Origin of the sequence: Streptococcus mitis (assembly GCF_946188615.1) — a bacterium.
GTDB classification, from domain to species: Bacteria; Bacillota; Bacilli; order Lactobacillales; family Streptococcaceae; genus Streptococcus; species Streptococcus mitis_BZ.
This window is the reverse complement of the sequence record NZ_CAMHVK010000004.1, coordinates 18,795-36,568: the sequence shown is the minus strand read 5'-3', so window position 1 is coordinate 36,568 and position 17,774 is coordinate 18,795. Positions and strand designations below refer to the sequence as shown.

General features: G+C 42.7%; 15 protein-coding genes. 11 read left to right on the top strand and 4 right to left on the bottom strand.

What is annotated here, in order from left to right:
- Positions 1–175: 175 nt before the first annotated feature.
- The 10 genes from OCF95_RS05000 (at position 176) to OCF95_RS04955 (ending at position 12,241) form a co-directional block, all read left to right on the top strand.
- Entirely contained in the window at positions 176–469 is a 294-nt protein-coding gene (locus OCF95_RS05000) for a helix-turn-helix domain-containing protein (RefSeq protein ID WP_033686503.1), read from the top strand.
- Positions 470–993: 524 nt separating this feature from the next.
- Positions 994–3,243 (top strand): 5-methyltetrahydropteroyltriglutamate--homocysteine S-methyltransferase, encoded by a 2,250-nt coding sequence (gene metE, locus OCF95_RS04995; protein WP_084948050.1) that lies wholly within the window; start codon positions 994–996, stop codon positions 3,241–3,243.
- Between the two features lie 102 nt (positions 3,244–3,345).
- Positions 3,346–4,212 carry a methylenetetrahydrofolate reductase [NAD(P)H] gene (metF, locus tag OCF95_RS04990; protein ID WP_084948120.1) on the top strand — a complete coding sequence of 289 codons (867 nt, stop codon included), beginning with the start codon at positions 3,346–3,348 and terminating at the stop codon, positions 4,210–4,212.
- A gap of 366 nt (positions 4,213–4,578) precedes the next feature.
- Entirely contained in the window at positions 4,579–6,792 is a 2,214-nt protein-coding gene (pnp, locus tag OCF95_RS04985) for a polyribonucleotide nucleotidyltransferase (RefSeq protein WP_261105009.1), read from the top strand.
- Between the two features lie 15 nt (positions 6,793–6,807).
- Positions 6,808–7,425, top strand: a complete 618-nt coding sequence (gene cysE / locus OCF95_RS04980) for a serine O-acetyltransferase (protein ID WP_049516296.1) — start codon at positions 6,808–6,810, stop codon at positions 7,423–7,425.
- A gap of 11 nt (positions 7,426–7,436) precedes the next feature.
- Entirely contained in the window at positions 7,437–8,321 is an 885-nt protein-coding gene (locus tag OCF95_RS04975) for a GNAT family N-acetyltransferase (protein ID WP_261051183.1), read from the top strand.
- An 81-nt stretch (positions 8,322–8,402) separates the two neighbouring features.
- Positions 8,403–9,746: a cysteine--tRNA ligase gene (cysS, locus tag OCF95_RS04970; RefSeq protein WP_000591110.1), complete on the top strand. Its 1,344-nt coding sequence runs from the start codon at positions 8,403–8,405 to the stop codon at positions 9,744–9,746.
- On the top strand, positions 9,739–10,125 hold the full coding sequence (locus tag OCF95_RS04965) for a Mini-ribonuclease 3 (RefSeq protein WP_000567927.1): 387 nt from the start codon (positions 9,739–9,741) through the stop codon (positions 10,123–10,125). Before cysS ends, OCF95_RS04965 begins: the two co-directional genes overlap by 8 nt.
- 3 nt (positions 10,126–10,128) lie before the next feature.
- The gene (locus OCF95_RS04960; RefSeq protein WP_261051182.1) at positions 10,129–10,998 is read left to right on the top strand and encodes a PucR family transcriptional regulator; all 870 of its coding nucleotides are present in this window, start codon (positions 10,129–10,131) and stop codon (positions 10,996–10,998) included.
- A 112-nt stretch (positions 10,999–11,110) separates the two neighbouring features.
- A complete protein-coding gene (locus tag OCF95_RS04955; RefSeq protein ID WP_000229944.1) occupies positions 11,111–12,241 on the top strand; it encodes an ABC transporter ATP-binding protein in 1,131 nt (376 codons plus the stop codon).
- A 93-nt stretch (positions 12,242–12,334) separates the two neighbouring features.
- On the opposite strand, the gene OCF95_RS04950 is transcribed toward OCF95_RS04955, so the two are convergent.
- From OCF95_RS04950 to OCF95_RS04935, 4 genes are read right to left on the bottom strand one after another with little or no spacing between them, the layout of a single operon-like run.
- Positions 12,335–12,994: an amino acid ABC transporter permease gene (locus tag OCF95_RS04950; RefSeq protein ID WP_237447260.1), complete on the bottom strand. Its 660-nt coding sequence runs from the start codon at positions 12,992–12,994 to the stop codon at positions 12,335–12,337.
- Between the two features lie 9 nt (positions 12,995–13,003).
- Positions 13,004–13,681, bottom strand: coding sequence for an amino acid ABC transporter permease (locus OCF95_RS04945; protein WP_153223807.1), 678 nt, complete (start codon positions 13,679–13,681; stop codon positions 13,004–13,006).
- A gap of 12 nt (positions 13,682–13,693) precedes the next feature.
- Positions 13,694–14,488, bottom strand: coding sequence for a transporter substrate-binding domain-containing protein (locus OCF95_RS04940; protein WP_261105008.1), 795 nt, complete (start codon positions 14,486–14,488; stop codon positions 13,694–13,696).
- Positions 14,489–14,498: 10 nt separating this feature from the next.
- Positions 14,499–15,257: an amino acid ABC transporter ATP-binding protein gene (locus OCF95_RS04935; RefSeq protein ID WP_237447261.1), complete on the bottom strand. Its 759-nt coding sequence runs from the start codon at positions 15,255–15,257 to the stop codon at positions 14,499–14,501.
- A 176-nt stretch (positions 15,258–15,433) separates the two neighbouring features.
- Between OCF95_RS04935 and recJ the strand changes: the two genes are divergently transcribed.
- Complete coding sequence (gene recJ / locus OCF95_RS04930) at positions 15,434–17,656, top strand: single-stranded-DNA-specific exonuclease RecJ (RefSeq protein ID WP_261105057.1); 2,223 nt, start codon at positions 15,434–15,436, stop codon at positions 17,654–17,656.
- The last annotated feature ends 118 nt before the right edge of the window (positions 17,657–17,774 follow it).

Genomic DNA, 17,774 nt, shown 5'->3' with positions numbered 1-17,774 from the left:
TGCCTTCAATTTATAACTCTTCTCGTATTTTTTCGAATAATAAAGATGAGACCTTTGGAATTTTTCTAAGGTCTTCTTTTTATGAATGTTAGGATTTACTTTTAATAACTTTTGAGTTATAATTTTAAAAAAACCAAGCGTGAACTAAAGGACTTAAAAGAAAGAGGGTTAAGTGATGAAGAATAGTGCTATTGGGAGTAACTGGAAGGATGTCCGGTCAGAACTCTTTACCAAGGAGGAAATACTTGAAAGTGATATGCGAGTGGCTATCATGAGTGAGTTGATTGAAGCCAGACATGAGCAAGGAATCAGCCAGAAAAAGCTAGAGGAACTCAGTGGAGTGAGCCAGCCTGTCATAGCTAGGATGGAAACAGGAAAGACAAGTCCTCAGTTGGATACAGTCTTGAAAGTTTTAGCCAGTTTAGGAAAGACACTAGCAGTTGTCCCACTTGAACAGGGGAAAAGTTGATAGGAAGAGGTTGGAAAACTTTAACAAATTTAACAGTTATAGTGCCTCAAGTGTATAATATAGAAAAATTATGCTTTATTTATATTAAGTGCGAACGAAGTGAGCTTTTAGCGGATATTTCCCGCTATAGTGGTATTCTAGATAATAATTTATTATTATCTAGAACGGAATTTTTGAGACATTCTGGCTCAAAAATTAGGGATGAAATTACGAAGTAAGTTGCTCCCGTCCGCACTTTTCAGGGAAATATCAGAATTACAAAAGAAAAATCAACCTATAGTCTTTTCTAATAACAAGTCATAGTCACTTATAAGAATTATTAATAACTTATTTGAACCGTCTAACTGAAATAAAGCTATAAAACAAGCTACACAAAGGATTTGAGACATTTGTCCCAGGTCTTTTTCTTTTGTTTAAAACAGAGATATAGTTTCAAACTATATCAAAGCCTAATTTTTTACAATTATACAGATGATTTCTTTTCTGTTAAGATAGTTTCAACAACAAATTTTGGAGGACACATCATGTCAACTACAATCATCGGTTTCCCTCGTTTGGGCGAATTCCGCGAATTAAAATTTACAACTGAAAAATACTTTAGAAAAGAAATCTCAGAAGAAGAACTCCTTTCAGCAGCAAAAGAATTGCGTGCTAAACACTGGAACATTGTCAAAGAAAAAGGCATCACTGAAATTCCATCAAATGACTTTTCTCACTATGACAACTTCCTAGATGCAGCTTTCCTTTTCAACGTGGTACCTGCTTCAGTTCAAAACTTGGACTTGTCTGACCTTGAGCGCTACTTCGCTTTGGGACGTGGTTACCAAGGAGAAAAAGGGGACGTTCGCGCCCTTCCAATGAAGAAGTGGTTCAATACCAACTACCACTACATCGTTCCTAAATTTGAAAAAGATACCCAAGTAAAATTGGCTGGTCACAAAATCTTTGATGAGTTCCAAGAAGCAAAAGAACTTGGATTGAACACTCGCCCAGTTCTTGTAGGTCCATTCACTTTCCTTCAATTGTCAGACTTTGAAGAAGGTGTGAAAGCAGAAGACTTCGTAGACAGCTTAGTTGCTGCTTACCAAGAAGTTTTTGCAAAATTGGCTGAACTTGGTGCAACTCGTATCCAATTGGATGAAGCGGCTCTTGTTAAAGACTTGACAGCTGAAGAAAAAGCACTTTTCTTGAACCTCTACAACAAACTTTTGGCTGACAAAAAAGGTCTTGAAGTCTTGCTTCAAACTTACTTCGGTGACGTTCGTGACGTTTACGCTGACCTTGTAAACTTGCCAGTAGATGCTATCGGTTTGGACTTCGTTGAAGGTAAGAAAACTCTTGAATTGGTTAAAGGTGGCTTCCCAGCTGACAAGACTCTCTACGCAGGTATTGTCAATGGTAAAAACATCTGGCGTAACAACTATGAAAAGAGCTTGGCTGTTCTTGAACAAATCCCAGCTGAAAACATTGTCTTGACAAGCTCATGCTCACTTCTTCATGTGCCATTTACAACTGCTAATGAAGAATTTGAACCAGCAATCTTGAACCACTTTGCCTTTGCAGTTGAAAAATTGGATGAGATTCGTGATTTGGATGCTATCCGCAATGGTCAAGGTGAAGAAGCACTTGCAGCTAACAAAGAACTCTTTGCGACTGAGCGTGTGGGTGAAAATGCTGAACTTCGTGCGCGTATCGCTGGCTTGACAGACGCAGACTACACTCGTTTACCAGCCTTTGCAGAACGTGAAGCTATCCAAGAAGAAGCATTCAAACTTCCAGCTCTTCCAACAACAACTATCGGTTCATTCCCTCAAACTAAAGAAGTTCGTGCTAAACGTTTGGCTTACCGTAAAGGTGAATTGTCTCAAGAAGAGTACGACGCTTTCCTTGCTGAAACGATCGATGAATGGATCAAATGGCAAGAAGATATCGACTTTGATGTCCTTGTTCACGGTGAATTTGAGCGTAATGACATGGTTGAGTACTTCGGTCAAAACTTGTCAGGTTACCTCTTCTCTAAAAATGGTTGGGTACAGTCATACGGTATGCGTGGGGTTAAACCACCAATCATTTGGGGTGATGTAACTCGTCTTAACCCTATCACTGTTAAATGGTCTAGCTATGCACAAAGCCGTACAAACAAACCTGTTAAAGGTATGTTGACTGGACCTGTTACTATCCTCAACTGGTCATTCCCACGTGAAGACATCTCTATCAAGGATTCTACTCTTCAAATCGCCCTTGCTATCAAGGATGAAGTACTTGACCTTGAAGCTGCTGGTGTGAAAATCATCCAAATCGACGAGGCTGCTCTTCGTGAAAAATTGCCACTCCGTCGTAGCGACTGGTACGAAGACTACCTTGACTGGGCTATTCCAGCCTTCCGATTGGTACACTCAACAGTAGCGCCAGACACACAAATCCACACTCACATGTGTTACTCAGAATTTACAGATATCATCCCAGCTATCGACAACATGGATGCAGACGTTATCTCATTTGAGGCTAGCCGTTCAAACCTTGAAATCTTGGACGAACTCAAAGCGAAAAACTTCCAAACAGAAGTGGGACCTGGGGTTTACGATATCCACTCACCTCGTGTGCCAAATGAAGGCGAAATCGACAATACAATCGAAGCCATCCTTGCTAAAGTGCCAAGCAAGAAAGTTTGGATCAACCCTGACTGTGGTTTGAAAACACGTGGTATTCCAGAAACAAAAGAAAGCTTGATCCGCCTTGTTGAAGCAGCGAAAGCTGCGCGTGAGAAATTGTAAGATAAAGATTTCTCAAGAAGCGCTGTTTGGTCAATCTGCCTGTTTCACTTGGATTCTAGGAATCCAGCTAACGAAAAAATCAACTAGAAAAGGATAATGACTATGTCACGCCAAACACCGTCACTCTCATTTGAAGTGTTCCCTCCCAACCCAGCCGTGGGTAACGATAACATTATTTCTGCTCTTCAAGATATGCAGGAGTTGGCTCCTCACTTTATCAGTGTAACTGCCAGCAATAATAAATTTAATATCAAGGAAACGACGGTCCGTTTGGCTGATTTTATCCAAAATGACTTGACGATTCCGACTATTGCTCACTTGCCAGCTATCTATTTGACTAAGGACAAGGTTGCTGAAACCATTGCTGACTTGGACAAGGTTGGGGTGCAGAAAATCTTGGCTCTTCGTGGGGATATTATTCCAGATGTGGAACCACAAAAGGATTTCCGCTACGCAACTGACTTGATCGAGTTCATCAAGGAACAAGCCCCTCACTTTGATATTGTTGGTGCTTGCTATCCAGAAGGACACCCAGATTCGCCAAATCAGATTTCAGATATTCAAAATCTTAAGAAGAAAGTGGATGCAGGTTGTTCGAGTCTTGTAACTCAGCTTTTCTTTGACAATGAGCGCTTCTACGATTTCCAAGACAAGTGCATCTTGGCTGGGATTGATGTTCCCATTCATGCAGGGATTATGCCAATTCTGAATCGAAATCAGGCTCTCCGCCTCTTGAAGACTTGTGAGAATATCCATCTTCCACGCAAATTTAAAGCCATCTTAGACAAGTATGAGCATGACCCTGAGTCGCTCAGAGCAGCAGGACTTGCCTATGCAGTGGATCAAATCGTGGACTTGGTAACTCAGGATGTTGCAGGTGTGCATCTCTACACTATGAACAATGCAGAAACAGCAAAATACATCCACCAAGCAACACATGCCTTGTTTAATCACCAGTCTCTAAGATAATAAAAAGCAAACCATTCTTCTCAGCTGAGGGGAATGGTTCCTTTTTAATGGTAAAGGCCGCACTTTTTAAGAAAAATATGATAAAATAGACTCTGTACGTACTTGATACAAAGATGAGGGTATAAACAGATTTTTAACTATTCAAATCTGCTATAAAAAGGAAAAATACTAAAGAATAATATTTTTAAACTTTTCAAAGTATCTAATAGTTGAACACGGGCTAAATCCCTAGTGAAAAAGATAGATTTCCTAGTGTGCATCGCACACTGCGTCAATCTCCTATTTTCATACGGGATTCTTCACGCCCTTTGTATCCTGATCTTTGTAGGCAAGGCGTATAATTTCATCAATCCAAAGGGGATTAAAATGACAAAACAAGTGTTTCAAACGACTTTTGCGGGTCGTGAGTTAATCGTAGAGACTGGTCAGGTTGCTAAGCAAGCAAATGGTGCAGTTGTTGTACGTTACGGTGAGTCAACTGTCTTGACTGCTGCCGTTATGTCTAAGAAAATGGCAACTGGAGATTTCTTCCCTCTTCAAGTCAACTACGAAGAAAAAATGTATGCGGCTGGGAAGTTTCCTGGTGGCTTTATGAAACGTGAAGGACGTCCTTCAACGGATGCGACATTGACAGCGCGTTTGATTGACCGTCCAATCCGTCCTATGTTTGCGGAAGGTTTCCGTAATGAAGTTCAAGTCATCAATACGGTTCTTTCTTACGATGAAAATGCATCTGCTCCAATGGCAGCTATGTTTGGTTCATCCTTGGCACTTTCCATTTCAGATATTCCATTTGACGGACCAATTGCTGGGGTACAAGTGGGATATGTAGATGGCCAAATCATCATCAACCCTACGCAAGAACAAGCAGAGCAATCGCTCCTTGAATTGACAGTAGCTGGTACCAAACACGCCATCAACATGGTAGAGTCTGGTGCTAAAGAATTGTCAGAAGAAATCATGCTGGAAGCCCTCCTTAAAGGGCACGAAGCAGTCAAAGAATTGATTGCCTTCCAAGAAGAAATCGTTGCAGCAGTTGGTAAGGAAAAAGCAGAAGTAGAATTGCTTCATGTGGATGCTGAATTGCAGGCTGAAATTATCGCAGCCTACAACAGTGACCTCCAAAAGGCAGTTCAAGTAGAAGAAAAATTGGCTCGTGAAGCTGCAACTCAAGCAGTTAAGGACCAAGTTACTGCTGTGTATGAAGAAAAATATGCAGACCACGAAGAATTTGATCGTATCATGCGTGATGTGGCTGAAATCTTGGAACAAATGGAACACGCAGAAGTGCGTCGTTTGATCACAGAAGACAAGGTACGTCCTGACGGTCGTAAGGTTGATGAAATCCGTCCTTTGGATGCGGTTGTTGACTTCCTTCCTCGTGTGCACGGCTCTGGTCTCTTTACTCGTGGGCAAACTCAGGCCCTTTCTGTCTTGACCTTGGCTCCAATGGGAGAAACTCAAATCATTGATGGTTTGGATCCAGAGTACAAGAAACGCTTTATGCACCACTATAACTTCCCACAATATTCTGTAGGGGAAACTGGACGCTACGGTGCGCCAGGTCGTCGTGAGATTGGTCACGGTGCTCTCGGTGAGCGTGCCCTTGCTCAAGTCTTGCCAAGCTTGGAGGACTTCCCATACGCTATCCGCTTGGTAGCTGAGGTCTTGGAATCAAACGGTTCTTCATCTCAGGCTTCTATCTGTGCAGGAACTCTTGCCCTTATGGCTGGTGGTGTGCCAATCAAGGCGCCAGTAGCTGGTATTGCCATGGGTCTGATTTCAGATGGAAATAACTATACAGTCTTGACAGATATCCAAGGTTTGGAAGACCACTTTGGAGATATGGACTTTAAGGTTGCAGGTACTCGTGACGGGATTACAGCCCTTCAAATGGATATCAAGATTCAAGGAATCACTGCAGAAATCTTGACTGAAGCACTTGCTCAAGCCAAGAAAGCGCGTTTTGAAATCCTTGATGTGATTGAAGCAACCATTCCAGAAGTTCGTCCAGAATTGGCTCCAACTGCTCCGAAAATTGATACCATCAAGATTGATGTGGACAAGATTAAGATTGTCATCGGTAAGGGTGGAGAAACCATCGACAAGATTATCGCTGAAACAGGCGTTAAGATTGATATCGATGAAGAAGGAAATGTGTCTATCTACTCTAGCGACCAAGATGCTATTAACCGTGCCAAAGAAATCATTGCTGGTTTGGTCCGTGAAGCCAAAGTGGACGAAGTTTACCGTGCTAAAGTCGTTCGTATCGAGAAATTTGGTGCCTTTGTTAACCTCTTTGATAAGACAGATGCCCTTGTTCATATCTCTGAGATGGCTTGGACTCGTACCAACAATGTCGAAGACTTGGTAGCAATCGGGGATGAAGTTGATGTTAAGGTTATCAAGATTGATGAAAAAGGACGTGTGGATGCTTCTATGAAGGCCCTTCTTCCTCGTCCTCCAAAACCTGAACGTGATGAAAAAGGCGAAAAGTCTGAGAGACCTCACCGCCCACGTCATCACAAGGATCACAAACCTAAGAAAGAATTTACAGAAACACCAAAAGATTCAGAATAAGAAAAGGAGAAATGTATGGGATGGTGGCGCGAAACCATTGATATCGTAAAAGAAAATGATCCAGCGGCCCGCACCACTTTGGAGGTTTTGCTGACTTATCCAGGTGTCAAGGCCTTGGCGGCCCACCGTCTTTCGCATTTTCTCTGGAAGCATGGCTTCAAACTCTTGGCTCGTATGCACAGTCAGTTTTGGCGCTTTTGGACTCAGATTGAGATTCATCCAGGTGCCCAGATTGATTCAGGTGTCTTTATCGACCATGGTTCTGGTCTGGTGATTGGAGAGACAGCTATCGTTGAGACGGGAGTTCTCCTCTATCATGGGGTGACTCTTGGGGGAACAGGGAAAGACTGTGGCAAACGCCATCCGACCGTTCGAAAGGGAGCACTCATATCAGCCCATGCCCAAGTTATCGGACCAGTAGAAATCGGTGAAAATGCCAAGGTCGGTGCTGCAGCAGTTGTTGTAGCAGACGTACCTAGTGATGTGACGGTTGTCGGTATTCCTGCTAAGATTGTCCGTGTACATGGTAAAAAGGATGAGCCGGTCATTCACGAAGTCGAAGAAAAACGAGAGTACTACGTCAATAAACTCGAGCAGGCTAAAGAAGCCAGTCACAGATCGTCTGGGTTGTAGAGGATACCTATATGATTCAAGCAAGAAACAAGTTAAGCCAAGAGGAGATATCTGAGGCGAAAAAACTAATTAACTGTTGCCAAAACTATGACGGTACCTATCGTGATCCCTATCTATCTAACATGCTTAATTTTGACCCAAACATGCCCGCCTTTTTCCTTTATTATGAAAAAGGCGAACTTGTTGGTTTATTAACTGTCTATGCAGATGACCAAGATGTGGAAGTGACGATACTGGTTCATCCAGATCATCGCCGTCAGGGAATTGCGCGTGCATTGTTTACTTGTTTTGAGAGAGAAATAGCTTCTTTTCCGATTCATTCAGTCACTTTTCAGACAGAGCGTGTTTTTCTAGACCGCCATCCTGATTTTGTTAGCAACTGGGGATTGGTCGAGGACGAGGATACAGAAACTTGGTTAGGTAAGGATAGAAAACCTTATCCGTTAGCAAAGGTTTCTAATCTTGAAGTTTTGTTAGCAGATAGTTCGTATCAGGAGCAAATCAGTCAGTTAAAATTTCAGGCATTCTCAGAAGAGCATGAATCCAGAGAGATTGTGGATAGATATGTCGCTGAAGCTCTGAAGGATCCAGAAAGTCGCTTATATATTTTGTTAAAAGACGGTCAGGTTATTGGAACTTGTACGGTAGATTTATCGACTAATACGAATTACTTCTACGGGTTAGCAATATCTGAACCTGAACGTAGGAAAGGCTATGGAAGCTACTTAGCAAAATCCCTTGTCAACCAACTAATTGAGCAAAATGACAAGGAATTTCAGATTGCAGTAGAGGACAGCAATGTAGGTGCCAAGCGCTTGTATGAAAAAATTGGCTTTGTCAAACAGACCCAGGTGGTTTATCTGAATGAGAAAGGAGCAAGGGATTCCGAAGTGTAGAGAGATTCGGACTGAAATTCAATTGAACTCTTAGTGATGAAACTAATTGTTCTTGGATTTTAGCTTTCCTAACTATGATTTATGATTAAAATCTATGACACTATGTCTCGTGATTTGCGAGAATTTGTCCCGATTGAGGACGGCAAGGTCAAGATGTATGTTTGTGGGCCAACCGTGTATAACTATATCCACGTAGGGAATGCCCGTTCGACGGTAGCTTTTGATACGATTCGACGTTACTTTGAGTATCGTGGGTACGAAGTTGCCTATATTTCTAATTTCACGGATGTGGATGATAAGATTATCAACCGTGCCAAGGAAGAAGGCATCACGCCTCAGGAGGTTGCGGACAAGTACATCGCTGCCTTTCGTGAGGATGTGACAGCCTTGGGCGTCAAACCTGCGACCCGCCATCCGCGTGTGGTGGAGTTTATGGCTGACATCATCCGCTTTGTGGAAGATTTGATTGAAAAAGGCTTTGCCTACGAGAGTCAAGGAGATGTCTATTTCCGTGTGGAAAAATCTCACAACTATGCCAAATTGGCTAATAAAACCTTGGAAGATTTGGAGCTGGGTGCTTCAGGTCGTACCGATGAAGAAACAGCTCGTAAGGAAAATCCTGTAGACTTTGCCCTCTGGAAATCTGCCAAATCAGGCGAGATTTCTTGGGACAGTCCTTGGGGACCTGGTCGTCCGGGCTGGCACATCGAGTGTTCAGTCATGTCGACAGAGATTTTGGGCGACACCATTGATATTCACGGTGGTGGAGCTGACCTAGAGTTTCCTCACCATACCAATGAAATTGCCCAGTCAGAAGCCAAAACAGGCAAGACCTTTGCCAACTATTGGATGCACAATGGCTTTGTCAATATCGACAATGTCAAGATGTCCAAATCCTTGGGCAACTTTATCACAGTGCACGATGCCCTCAAAAACCTTGATGGCCAAGTACTTCGTTTCTTCTTTGCGACACAACATTACCGTAAGCCTATCAACTTTACGGAAAAGGCAGTGCGAGACGCTGAGACCAATCTCAAGTATTTGAAAAACACCTATGAGCAACCATTTACTGGAACTGTAAATGCTCAAGAGTTGCAAGCTTTTAAAGATAAGTTTGTAGCAGCAATGGATGAAGATTTTAACGCGGCAAATGGAATCACAGTAGTCTTTGAAATGGCCAAGTGGATCAATTCTGGCAACTATGATGCAAGTGTTAAGGAAGCTCTTGCAGCCATGTTAGAAGTCTTTGGGATTGTCTTTGTTGAGGAAGTTTTGGATGCAGAGATTGAAGACTTGATCCAAAAACGCCAAGAAGCGCGTGCCAATCGTGACTTTGCGACAGCGGACCATATCCGTGACCAATTGGCTGCTCAAGGGATTAAGCTCCTAGACACCAAAGATGGAGTGAGGTGGACACGTGATTGATGTCAATCTCATTAACGGGATTGCGTTAGCTTTTGAGGGGGACGCGGTGTATTCTATGTATATTCGCCGTCACCTCATCCTCAAAGGTATGACCAAGCCCAATAAACTCCACCAAGAAGCGACCAAGTATGTCTCAGCCAAGGCTCAGGCTCGCCTGATTTCCCTTATGTTAGAGGAGCAGGTCTTAACAGAAAAAGAAGAAGAAATCTATAAACGTGGTCGCAATACCAATAGTCACACCAAGGCTAAAAATGCTGATGTGGTGACTTACCGTATGTCCACAGGTTTTGAAGCCGTGATGGGTTATCTCCATATGACTGAAAATCTGGAACGTCTTGAAAGCTTGATTTCTTGGTGCATCCAAAAAGTGGAGGGCTAGGATATGATTGCAAAGGAATTACAAGACTGGTTTCCTGAGGCTCAGATTTTAGACCAACCTGTTGAGAAAGAGGGATATCTTACTCTTCCTTTAGCTTCTCAGCAGTGGATTTTGCTGGAGGAAGCTGATCTCAGTGAGCGTGAAAAGCAGTTGATTGCCCTTTTGACCCAGCAGGAGCAGGCTAGTTCTCTCAATCCTTGGTATCCCTATCTGATTGAGGGAAAGGGGCAGGCACCGCAAGCTTTCAAAAAGATTCAGCTGGTTTATTGCCATCTTTCCTATTTTCAGCAGGAAAATCTAGCTTCTTGGCTAGATATGATGCGGACTCTTTTTCCTAACTGTCAGACGGTGCTGCAGGTCGGAGCTCAGGATTATGTTTTCGTGCTTCAACAAGACAAATACACTTCTGTACGAGCTATTTTAAGTGATACGATTGAAGCGGTTGAGTATGACTTTGGACTGCGTCTCTCTATCATGTTAGGCCAGGTTTGGTCTCAGACAGGACATCAAGCCCTGTCAGACTTAATCAAAGCAGAGCGCGATTTGTTTAAGACTTGGTGGCGTCAGGGTCACCAAGGTGTTCATGCTTTTTCTCATCTCTATCTTTGGAGTATGGGGGAAAGAATTGTGGACCTGAGAGTCATTAAAGAATGTCTACACCAGATGATTTTGGATCAAGACCAGATTCAGGAAATCATTCTCTCTCTTTGGGAAAATAGTGCTGTTCTCACTAAAACAGCCCAGCAACTCTATCTGCACCGTAATTCTCTCCAATACAAGATTGATAAGTGGGAAGAATTGACAGGGCTTCAATTGAAGGAATTGACTGACCTGACCTTGTGTTATCAGTTGATTTTACCAGATATTCTCTAAAGTTTTGTGCAAGTTGCACAGAACTTTTTTATTTTTTTGGTCATCTTGCCATAGAAATGTAAAGCGTTTTCATCTATAATAAAACTATCAAAAGACAAAAGGAGTTCACCTCATGGTAGAATTGAATCTTAAAAATATTTACAAAAAATATCCAAACAGCGAACACTATTCAGTTGAAGACTTCAACTTGGACATCAAAGACAAAGAGTTTATCGTTTTCGTAGGTCCTTCAGGATGTGGTAAATCAACAACTCTTCGTATGATTGCTGGTCTTGAAGACATCACAGAAGGTACTGCATCTATCGATGGCGTGGTTGTCAACGACGTAGCTCCAAAAGACCGTGACATCGCCATGGTATTCCAAAACTACGCTCTTTACCCACACATGACTGTTTATGACAACATGGCTTTCGGTTTGAAATTGCGTAAATACAGCAAAGAAGACATCGACAAACGTGTGCAAGAAGCAGCAGCAATCCTTGGTTTGAAAGAATTCTTGGATCGTAAACCAGCTGACCTTTCAGGTGGTCAACGTCAACGTGTTGCCATGGGTCGTGCTATCGTCCGTGATGCAAAAGTATTCTTGATGGACGAACCTTTGTCAAACTTGGATGCCAAACTTCGTGTATCAATGCGTGCTGAAATCGCTAAAATCCACCGTCGTATCGGAGCTACAACTATCTACGTAACTCACGACCAAACAGAAGCGATGACACTTGCAGACCGTATCGTTATCATGTCAGCAACTAAGAACCCTGCTGGTACAGGTACTATCGGACGTGTAGAACAAATCGGCACTCCTCAAGAAGTTTACAAAAACCCAGTTAACAAATTCGTAGCAGGATTCATCGGAAGCCCAGCTATGAACTTCATCAATGTGAAATTGGTTGGTAGCGAAATTGTTTCTGACGGTTTCCGTTTGAAAGTTCCAGAAGGAGCATTGAAAGTTCTTCGTGACAAAGGCTACGAAGGTAAAGAATTGATCTTCGGTATCCGTCCAGAAGACGTGAATGCAGAACCTGCTTTCCTTGAAACATTCCCAGAATCAGTTGTCAAAGCTACTATCTCTGTATCAGAATTGCTTGGTTCAGAATCTCACCTTTACTGCCAAGTTGGTAAAGATGAATTTGTTGCCAAAGTTGATGCTCGTGACTACTTGCAAACAGGTGCAACAGTTGAACTTGGATTTGACTTGAACAAAGCACACTTCTTCGATGTAGAAACTGAAAAAACAGTTTACTAAGATAAATAAAACTCAAAACACTGCTAGAAATCTGGCAGTGTTTTTTTGAGATTGCGTAGAAAAAACTCTCCATGTACTTGGAGAGTTAATTTATTATTCTGTAGCTTGTTGCCAACGTTTTGCTAGCATATGAGACAGGCTAGAAATTGCTAGGTTAAAGCTGAAGTAGATGAGGGCAATCAGGATATAAAGACTGAAGACCTGCTCTGGTTCGAAATAACGGCCCATGAGAATTTGGCTGGCTCCAAAGAGTTCTTGTAGGGCGATAACAGAGTAGAGAAGACTGGTATCCTTAATCACGGTTACAAACTGAGAAATGATGGCTGGCAACATTTTACGGATAGCTTGTGGGAGAATGATGTAGTAGAGGATTTGGGCTGAGGTGAAGCCTTGTGACATTCCTGCTTCGTACTGTCCCTTGTCTACGGCGTTGAGACCGCCTCGGATAATCTCAGCCAAGGCTGCTGAGGTAAAGAGGGTGAAGGCTGTAATACCTGCTGGAGTAGATTTCATCTTGAAAACCAAAAAGATGGTGAAAATCCAGAGGAGGTTGGGAACATTACGCACAAACTCGATGTAAATGCTGGAGATGATTCGTAAGACAGGATTTTTGCCATTTCTCATGACGGCTAGCACCGTTCCGATAAGGGTAGAGAGGACGATAGCGATTAGAGAAATGTAGAGGGTCAAGCCAAATCCTTTAAAGATAAAGACTAGGTTATCTGGGGTCAAAACTTCTAAAATGGATTCCATAGTAACCTCCTAAAGTGAATAGGCTTTTTTGTTGGCTTGCTCCATCTTGCGACCAAACTGGGCAACAGGGAAGCATAGAGAAAAGTAGAGAAGGGCAGCACCTAGAAAGGCTGGGATGTAGTTTCCGTTGAGAGCTGACCAAGACTTGGTCACAAACATCAAGTCTACACCAGAGATGATAGCGACTGTAGAAGTGTTCTTGATGAGGTTGACAATTTGATTGGTCAAAGGAGGGAGAATAATACGGAAGGCCTGAGGCAAGATAATCAAGCGCATGGCACTGATATAGGTAAACCCTTGCGATAAGGCAGCTTCCATCTGACCGCTAGGAATAGACTGAATACCTGAGCGAATAACCTCGGCGATATAGGCACCGTGATAGAGCCCTACGCAGAGTACAGCTGTCCAATAAATCGGAATCATGATGATATGGTCACTAATAAGAGGCAAACCATAAAAAACGATAACAAACTGCACCAAGAGGGGAGTATTTTGATAAAATTCGACAAAGATACGAGCTAAAATACGCAAAATTGGACGTTTACTGGTCGACATGGCTCCGAAGAAGATGCCTAAAACCATGGCTAGGATAAAGGATCCAATCGCTAGGGCAAGGGTGAAGAGGAAACCATTGAAAAATTGTCCAAAATCCTGAAAATAGGATGTCCAAGATGATAAATCTGTCATGGGGTGTCCTCCTTAATCTGCGGTATGGCTAGATGGTTTCAGCTTGTAACGGTCATAGAGTTTCTGCAAACTGCCGTCCTTGCTCCATTTGGTAACCAAGTTATCAAGATAATCGTTGAGTTCTGTATTTGATTTCTTGGTAACGATACCGTAGTCAGATGGCTTGAAACTATCATTTAGCAGTTCTGTCCGTTTACTAATGTAGCCAGACAGAATCGAGCGGTCAACGGAGAAAGCATCAATACGATGGGCATGAAGGGAAGTAATCAATTCTGGGTAGGAACCAAGTTCGACGAATTTAAACTTTAGACCTTTCTTTTTACCCAGTTCAGTAATCAGGCGTTGGGTGATGGAACCTTGGGCAACACCGATGGTTTTTCCATTTAGATCCTCAATGCTTTTGATTTTGGCAGACTTATTGACCAAAAAGCCAGAAGCGTCCGTGTAGTAGGGGCTTGTGAAGTTGTAGAGTTTTTTGCGTTCATCTGTGATGGTAAAGGTCGCGATATCCATATCGACCTGTTCATTGTCTAGAAGGGGTCCGCGAGTTTGTGCTGTAACCGGCACATAACGAACCTTGACTTTGAGTTCATCAGCTACCATCTTGGCCAAGTCGGTTTCGATACCAGAATAGGTCCCTGTCTTGGGATCCTTGTAGCCGAAGTTGGGAACGTCTTGTTTCACACCGACAACCAGCTCGCCTCTCTTTTGAATGTCTGTGACACTGGTATCAGCCTGAACTGGTTTTGCAGCAGCAAGGCCGAAAAGGCTAATCAATAATGCGGATAGAAAGAATTTCTTTTTCATAGGCGCCTCCTTATTTGACTTTGTCACTTTCGTGGTTGATGATTTTGCTGAGGAATTGTTGGGCACGAGGTTCGCTTGGATTGTCGAAAAAGTCATCAACATCTGTCGTATCCACCAAAACCTCTCCGTCAGCCATAAAGATGATGCGGTCAGCAACTTCACGGGCGAAGCCCATTTCATGGGTCACGACAATCATATTCATACCATCGTGGGCTAATTTTTGCATAACTGCCAGAACATCGCCGATGGTTTCAGGGTCAAGAGCAGATGTTGGCTCATCAAAGAGGAGGAGTTCAGGATGCATAGCGAGTCCACGTGCGATGGCAATCCGTTGTTTTTGTCCACCAGATAGCATGGCTGGATAAGAATCTTTCTTGTCCCACATATTTACAAATTCCAGATATTTTTGGGCTGTTTTTTCAGCTTCTTTTTTATCAATTCCTAGAACTTTTATGGGTGCGAGTGTTACGTTTTCTAACACCGTTTTGTGTGGATAGAGGTTAAAATGCTGGAAAACCATGCCAACTTCTTTACGAAGAGGCACCAAATCTTTCTGGTTGGCACCAGCAACTTGGTGACCATTTACTAGAAGACTTCCCTTGTCGATAGCCTCTAAACCATTAATCGTACGGATAAGAGTGGACTTCCCAGAACCAGAAGGTCCAAGGAGTACAACGACTTGCCCTTTTTCAAAACGGAGATTGATGTCGCGGAGTGCGTGGTAGTCTCCGTAATATTTTTCGACGTGTTCAAATTCTACTAAAGCCATAAGAAATCTCCTTTGTGTTAGATTTTATAACATGATTCTACACCAAAAGATTTTTCTTGTCAAATCATATCAGAAAAAAGTTAGTAAAATTTTTGTAGAAAGCAATCAGGATAGAGAAAAAGCCTAAATCATGTTATAATGAAGCAATAGAATTCTTAGAAAGAGTGGATGTCTTGTTGATAACACCTACTTATGAATGGCAGTTTGCCCCGCAAGTAGAAGATGCGGATTTTACAAAGATAGCCAAGAAGGCTGGACTGGGTCCTGAGGTGGCTCGGTTATTATTTGAAAGAGGGATTCAGGACCAAGAAAGTCTAAAGAAGTTCTTAGAACCTTCTTTGGAAGACTTGCACGATCCCTATCTGCTCCATGATATGGACAAGGCAGTAGAACGGATTCGTCAGGCCATTGAAGAAGGGGAAAATATTCTCATCTATGGAGACTATGATGCGGATGGTATGACTTCGGCTTCTATTGTGAAGGAAAGTTTGGAACAGCTTGGTGCTGAGTGCCGGGTTTATCTGCCCAATCGTTTTACCGACGGTTATGGACCTAATGCCAGTGTTTATAAATATTTTATCGAGCAAGAAGGAATTTCCTTGATTGTGACAGTGGACAATGGGGTTGCGGGTCACGAGGCTATTGAATTGGCCCAGTCTATGGGAGTGGATGTCATTGTGACTGACCATCATTCCATGCCTGAAACCTTACCAGATGCCTATGCCATTGTCCATCCTGAACATCCGGATGCGGACTATCCTTTCAAATATTTGGCTGGTTGTGGAGTGGCTTTCAAGCTGGCTTGTGCCCTGTTAGAAGAAGTACAAGTGGAATTGCTTGATTTGGTCGCTATTGGTACCATTGCAGATATGGTTAGTTTGACGGATGAAAACCGTATCTTGGTTCAATATGGTCTAGAAATGCTGGGGCATACTCAGCGCATTGGTTTACAAGAAATGCTGGACATGGCTGGGATTGCCGCCAACGAAGTAACAGAAGAAACGGTTGGTTTCCAGATTGCCCCTCGTTTGAATGCCTTGGGCCGCTTGGATGATCCCAATCCTGCCATTGATTTGTTGACTGGATTTGATGATGAGGAAGCGCGTGAGATTGCCCTTATGATTCACCAGAAAAACGAAGAGCGCAAGGAAATCGTCCAGTCTATTTATGAAGAAGCTAAGACCATGGTGGACCCTGAGAAGAAGGTCCAAGTCTTGGCTAAGGAAGGTTGGAATCCTGGGGTTCTAGGAATTGTGGCTGGTCGTTTGTTGGAAGAACTAGGGCAGACAGTCATTGTTCTCAATATAGAGGACGGTCGTGCCAAGGGCAGTGCTCGTAGTGTGGAAGCGGTCGATATTTTTGAAGCTCTGGATCCTCATAGAGACCTCTTCATAGCCTTTGGTGGTCATGCTGGTGCGGCAGGAATGACGCTGGAAGTTGAGAAACTCTCAGATTTATCTCAGGTTTTGGAAGATTATGTCCGTGAAAAAGGAGCAGATGCTGCTGGCAAGAACAAGTTAAATCTAGATGAAGAGCTAGATTTGGAGACACTTAGCTTGGAAACGGTCAAAAGTTTTGAACGTTTGGCACCTTTTGGCATGGACAATCAGAAACCTGTCTTTTATGTCAAGGATTTTCAGGTTGAAAGTGCTCGTACCATGGGGACAGGCAATGCCCATCTCAAGCTGAAAATCTCTAAGGGTGAGGCGAGTTTTGAAGTAGTAGCCTTCGGTCAAGGAAAATGGGCGACAGAATTTTCTCAAACCAAGAATCTAGAGTTGGCAGTCAAATTGTCTGTCAACCAATGGAATGGGCAAACTGCCCTCCAGTTGATGATGGTGGATGCGCGGGTGGAGGGTGTTCAACTTTTTAACATTCGTGGGAAAAATGCAGTCTTGCCAGAAGGGGTTCCAGTCTTGGACTTTTCTGGAGAATTACCAGATTTAGTAGCTAGTGATGCTGTGGTTGTAAAAACCATTCCTGAGGATATTACTCAGCTGAAGACCATTTTTCAGGAACAAAATTTCTCTGCTGTTTATTTCAAAAATGACATTGAAAAGGCCTACTATCTAACAGGTTATGGGACTAGAGAGCAGTTTGCCAAATTGTACAAGACGATCTATCAGTTTCCAGAGTTTGATATTCGCTACAAGCTGAAAGATTTGGCTACTTATCTTAATATCCAACAAATCTTGCTAGTCAAGATGATTCAAGTATTTGAAGAGCTAGGCTTTGTGACGATCAAAGATGGGGTCATGACAGTCAATAAAGAGGCGCCAAAGCGAGAAATCGGAGAAAGTCAGATTTACCAAAATCTCAAACAAACCGTCAAAGACCAAGAAATGATGGCGCTGGGCACTGTGCAAGAAATTTATGACTTTTTAATGGAAAAAGAGTAGATCATAGGAAAGAGTTGGGGAACCAGCTCTTTTTTGAAAACAAATCTTCATTTTGAAAATCATCAAAAAAATGGTATAATGGTAGGAAAAGATTCGGCTAAAAGTAGTGCTTTTAGAA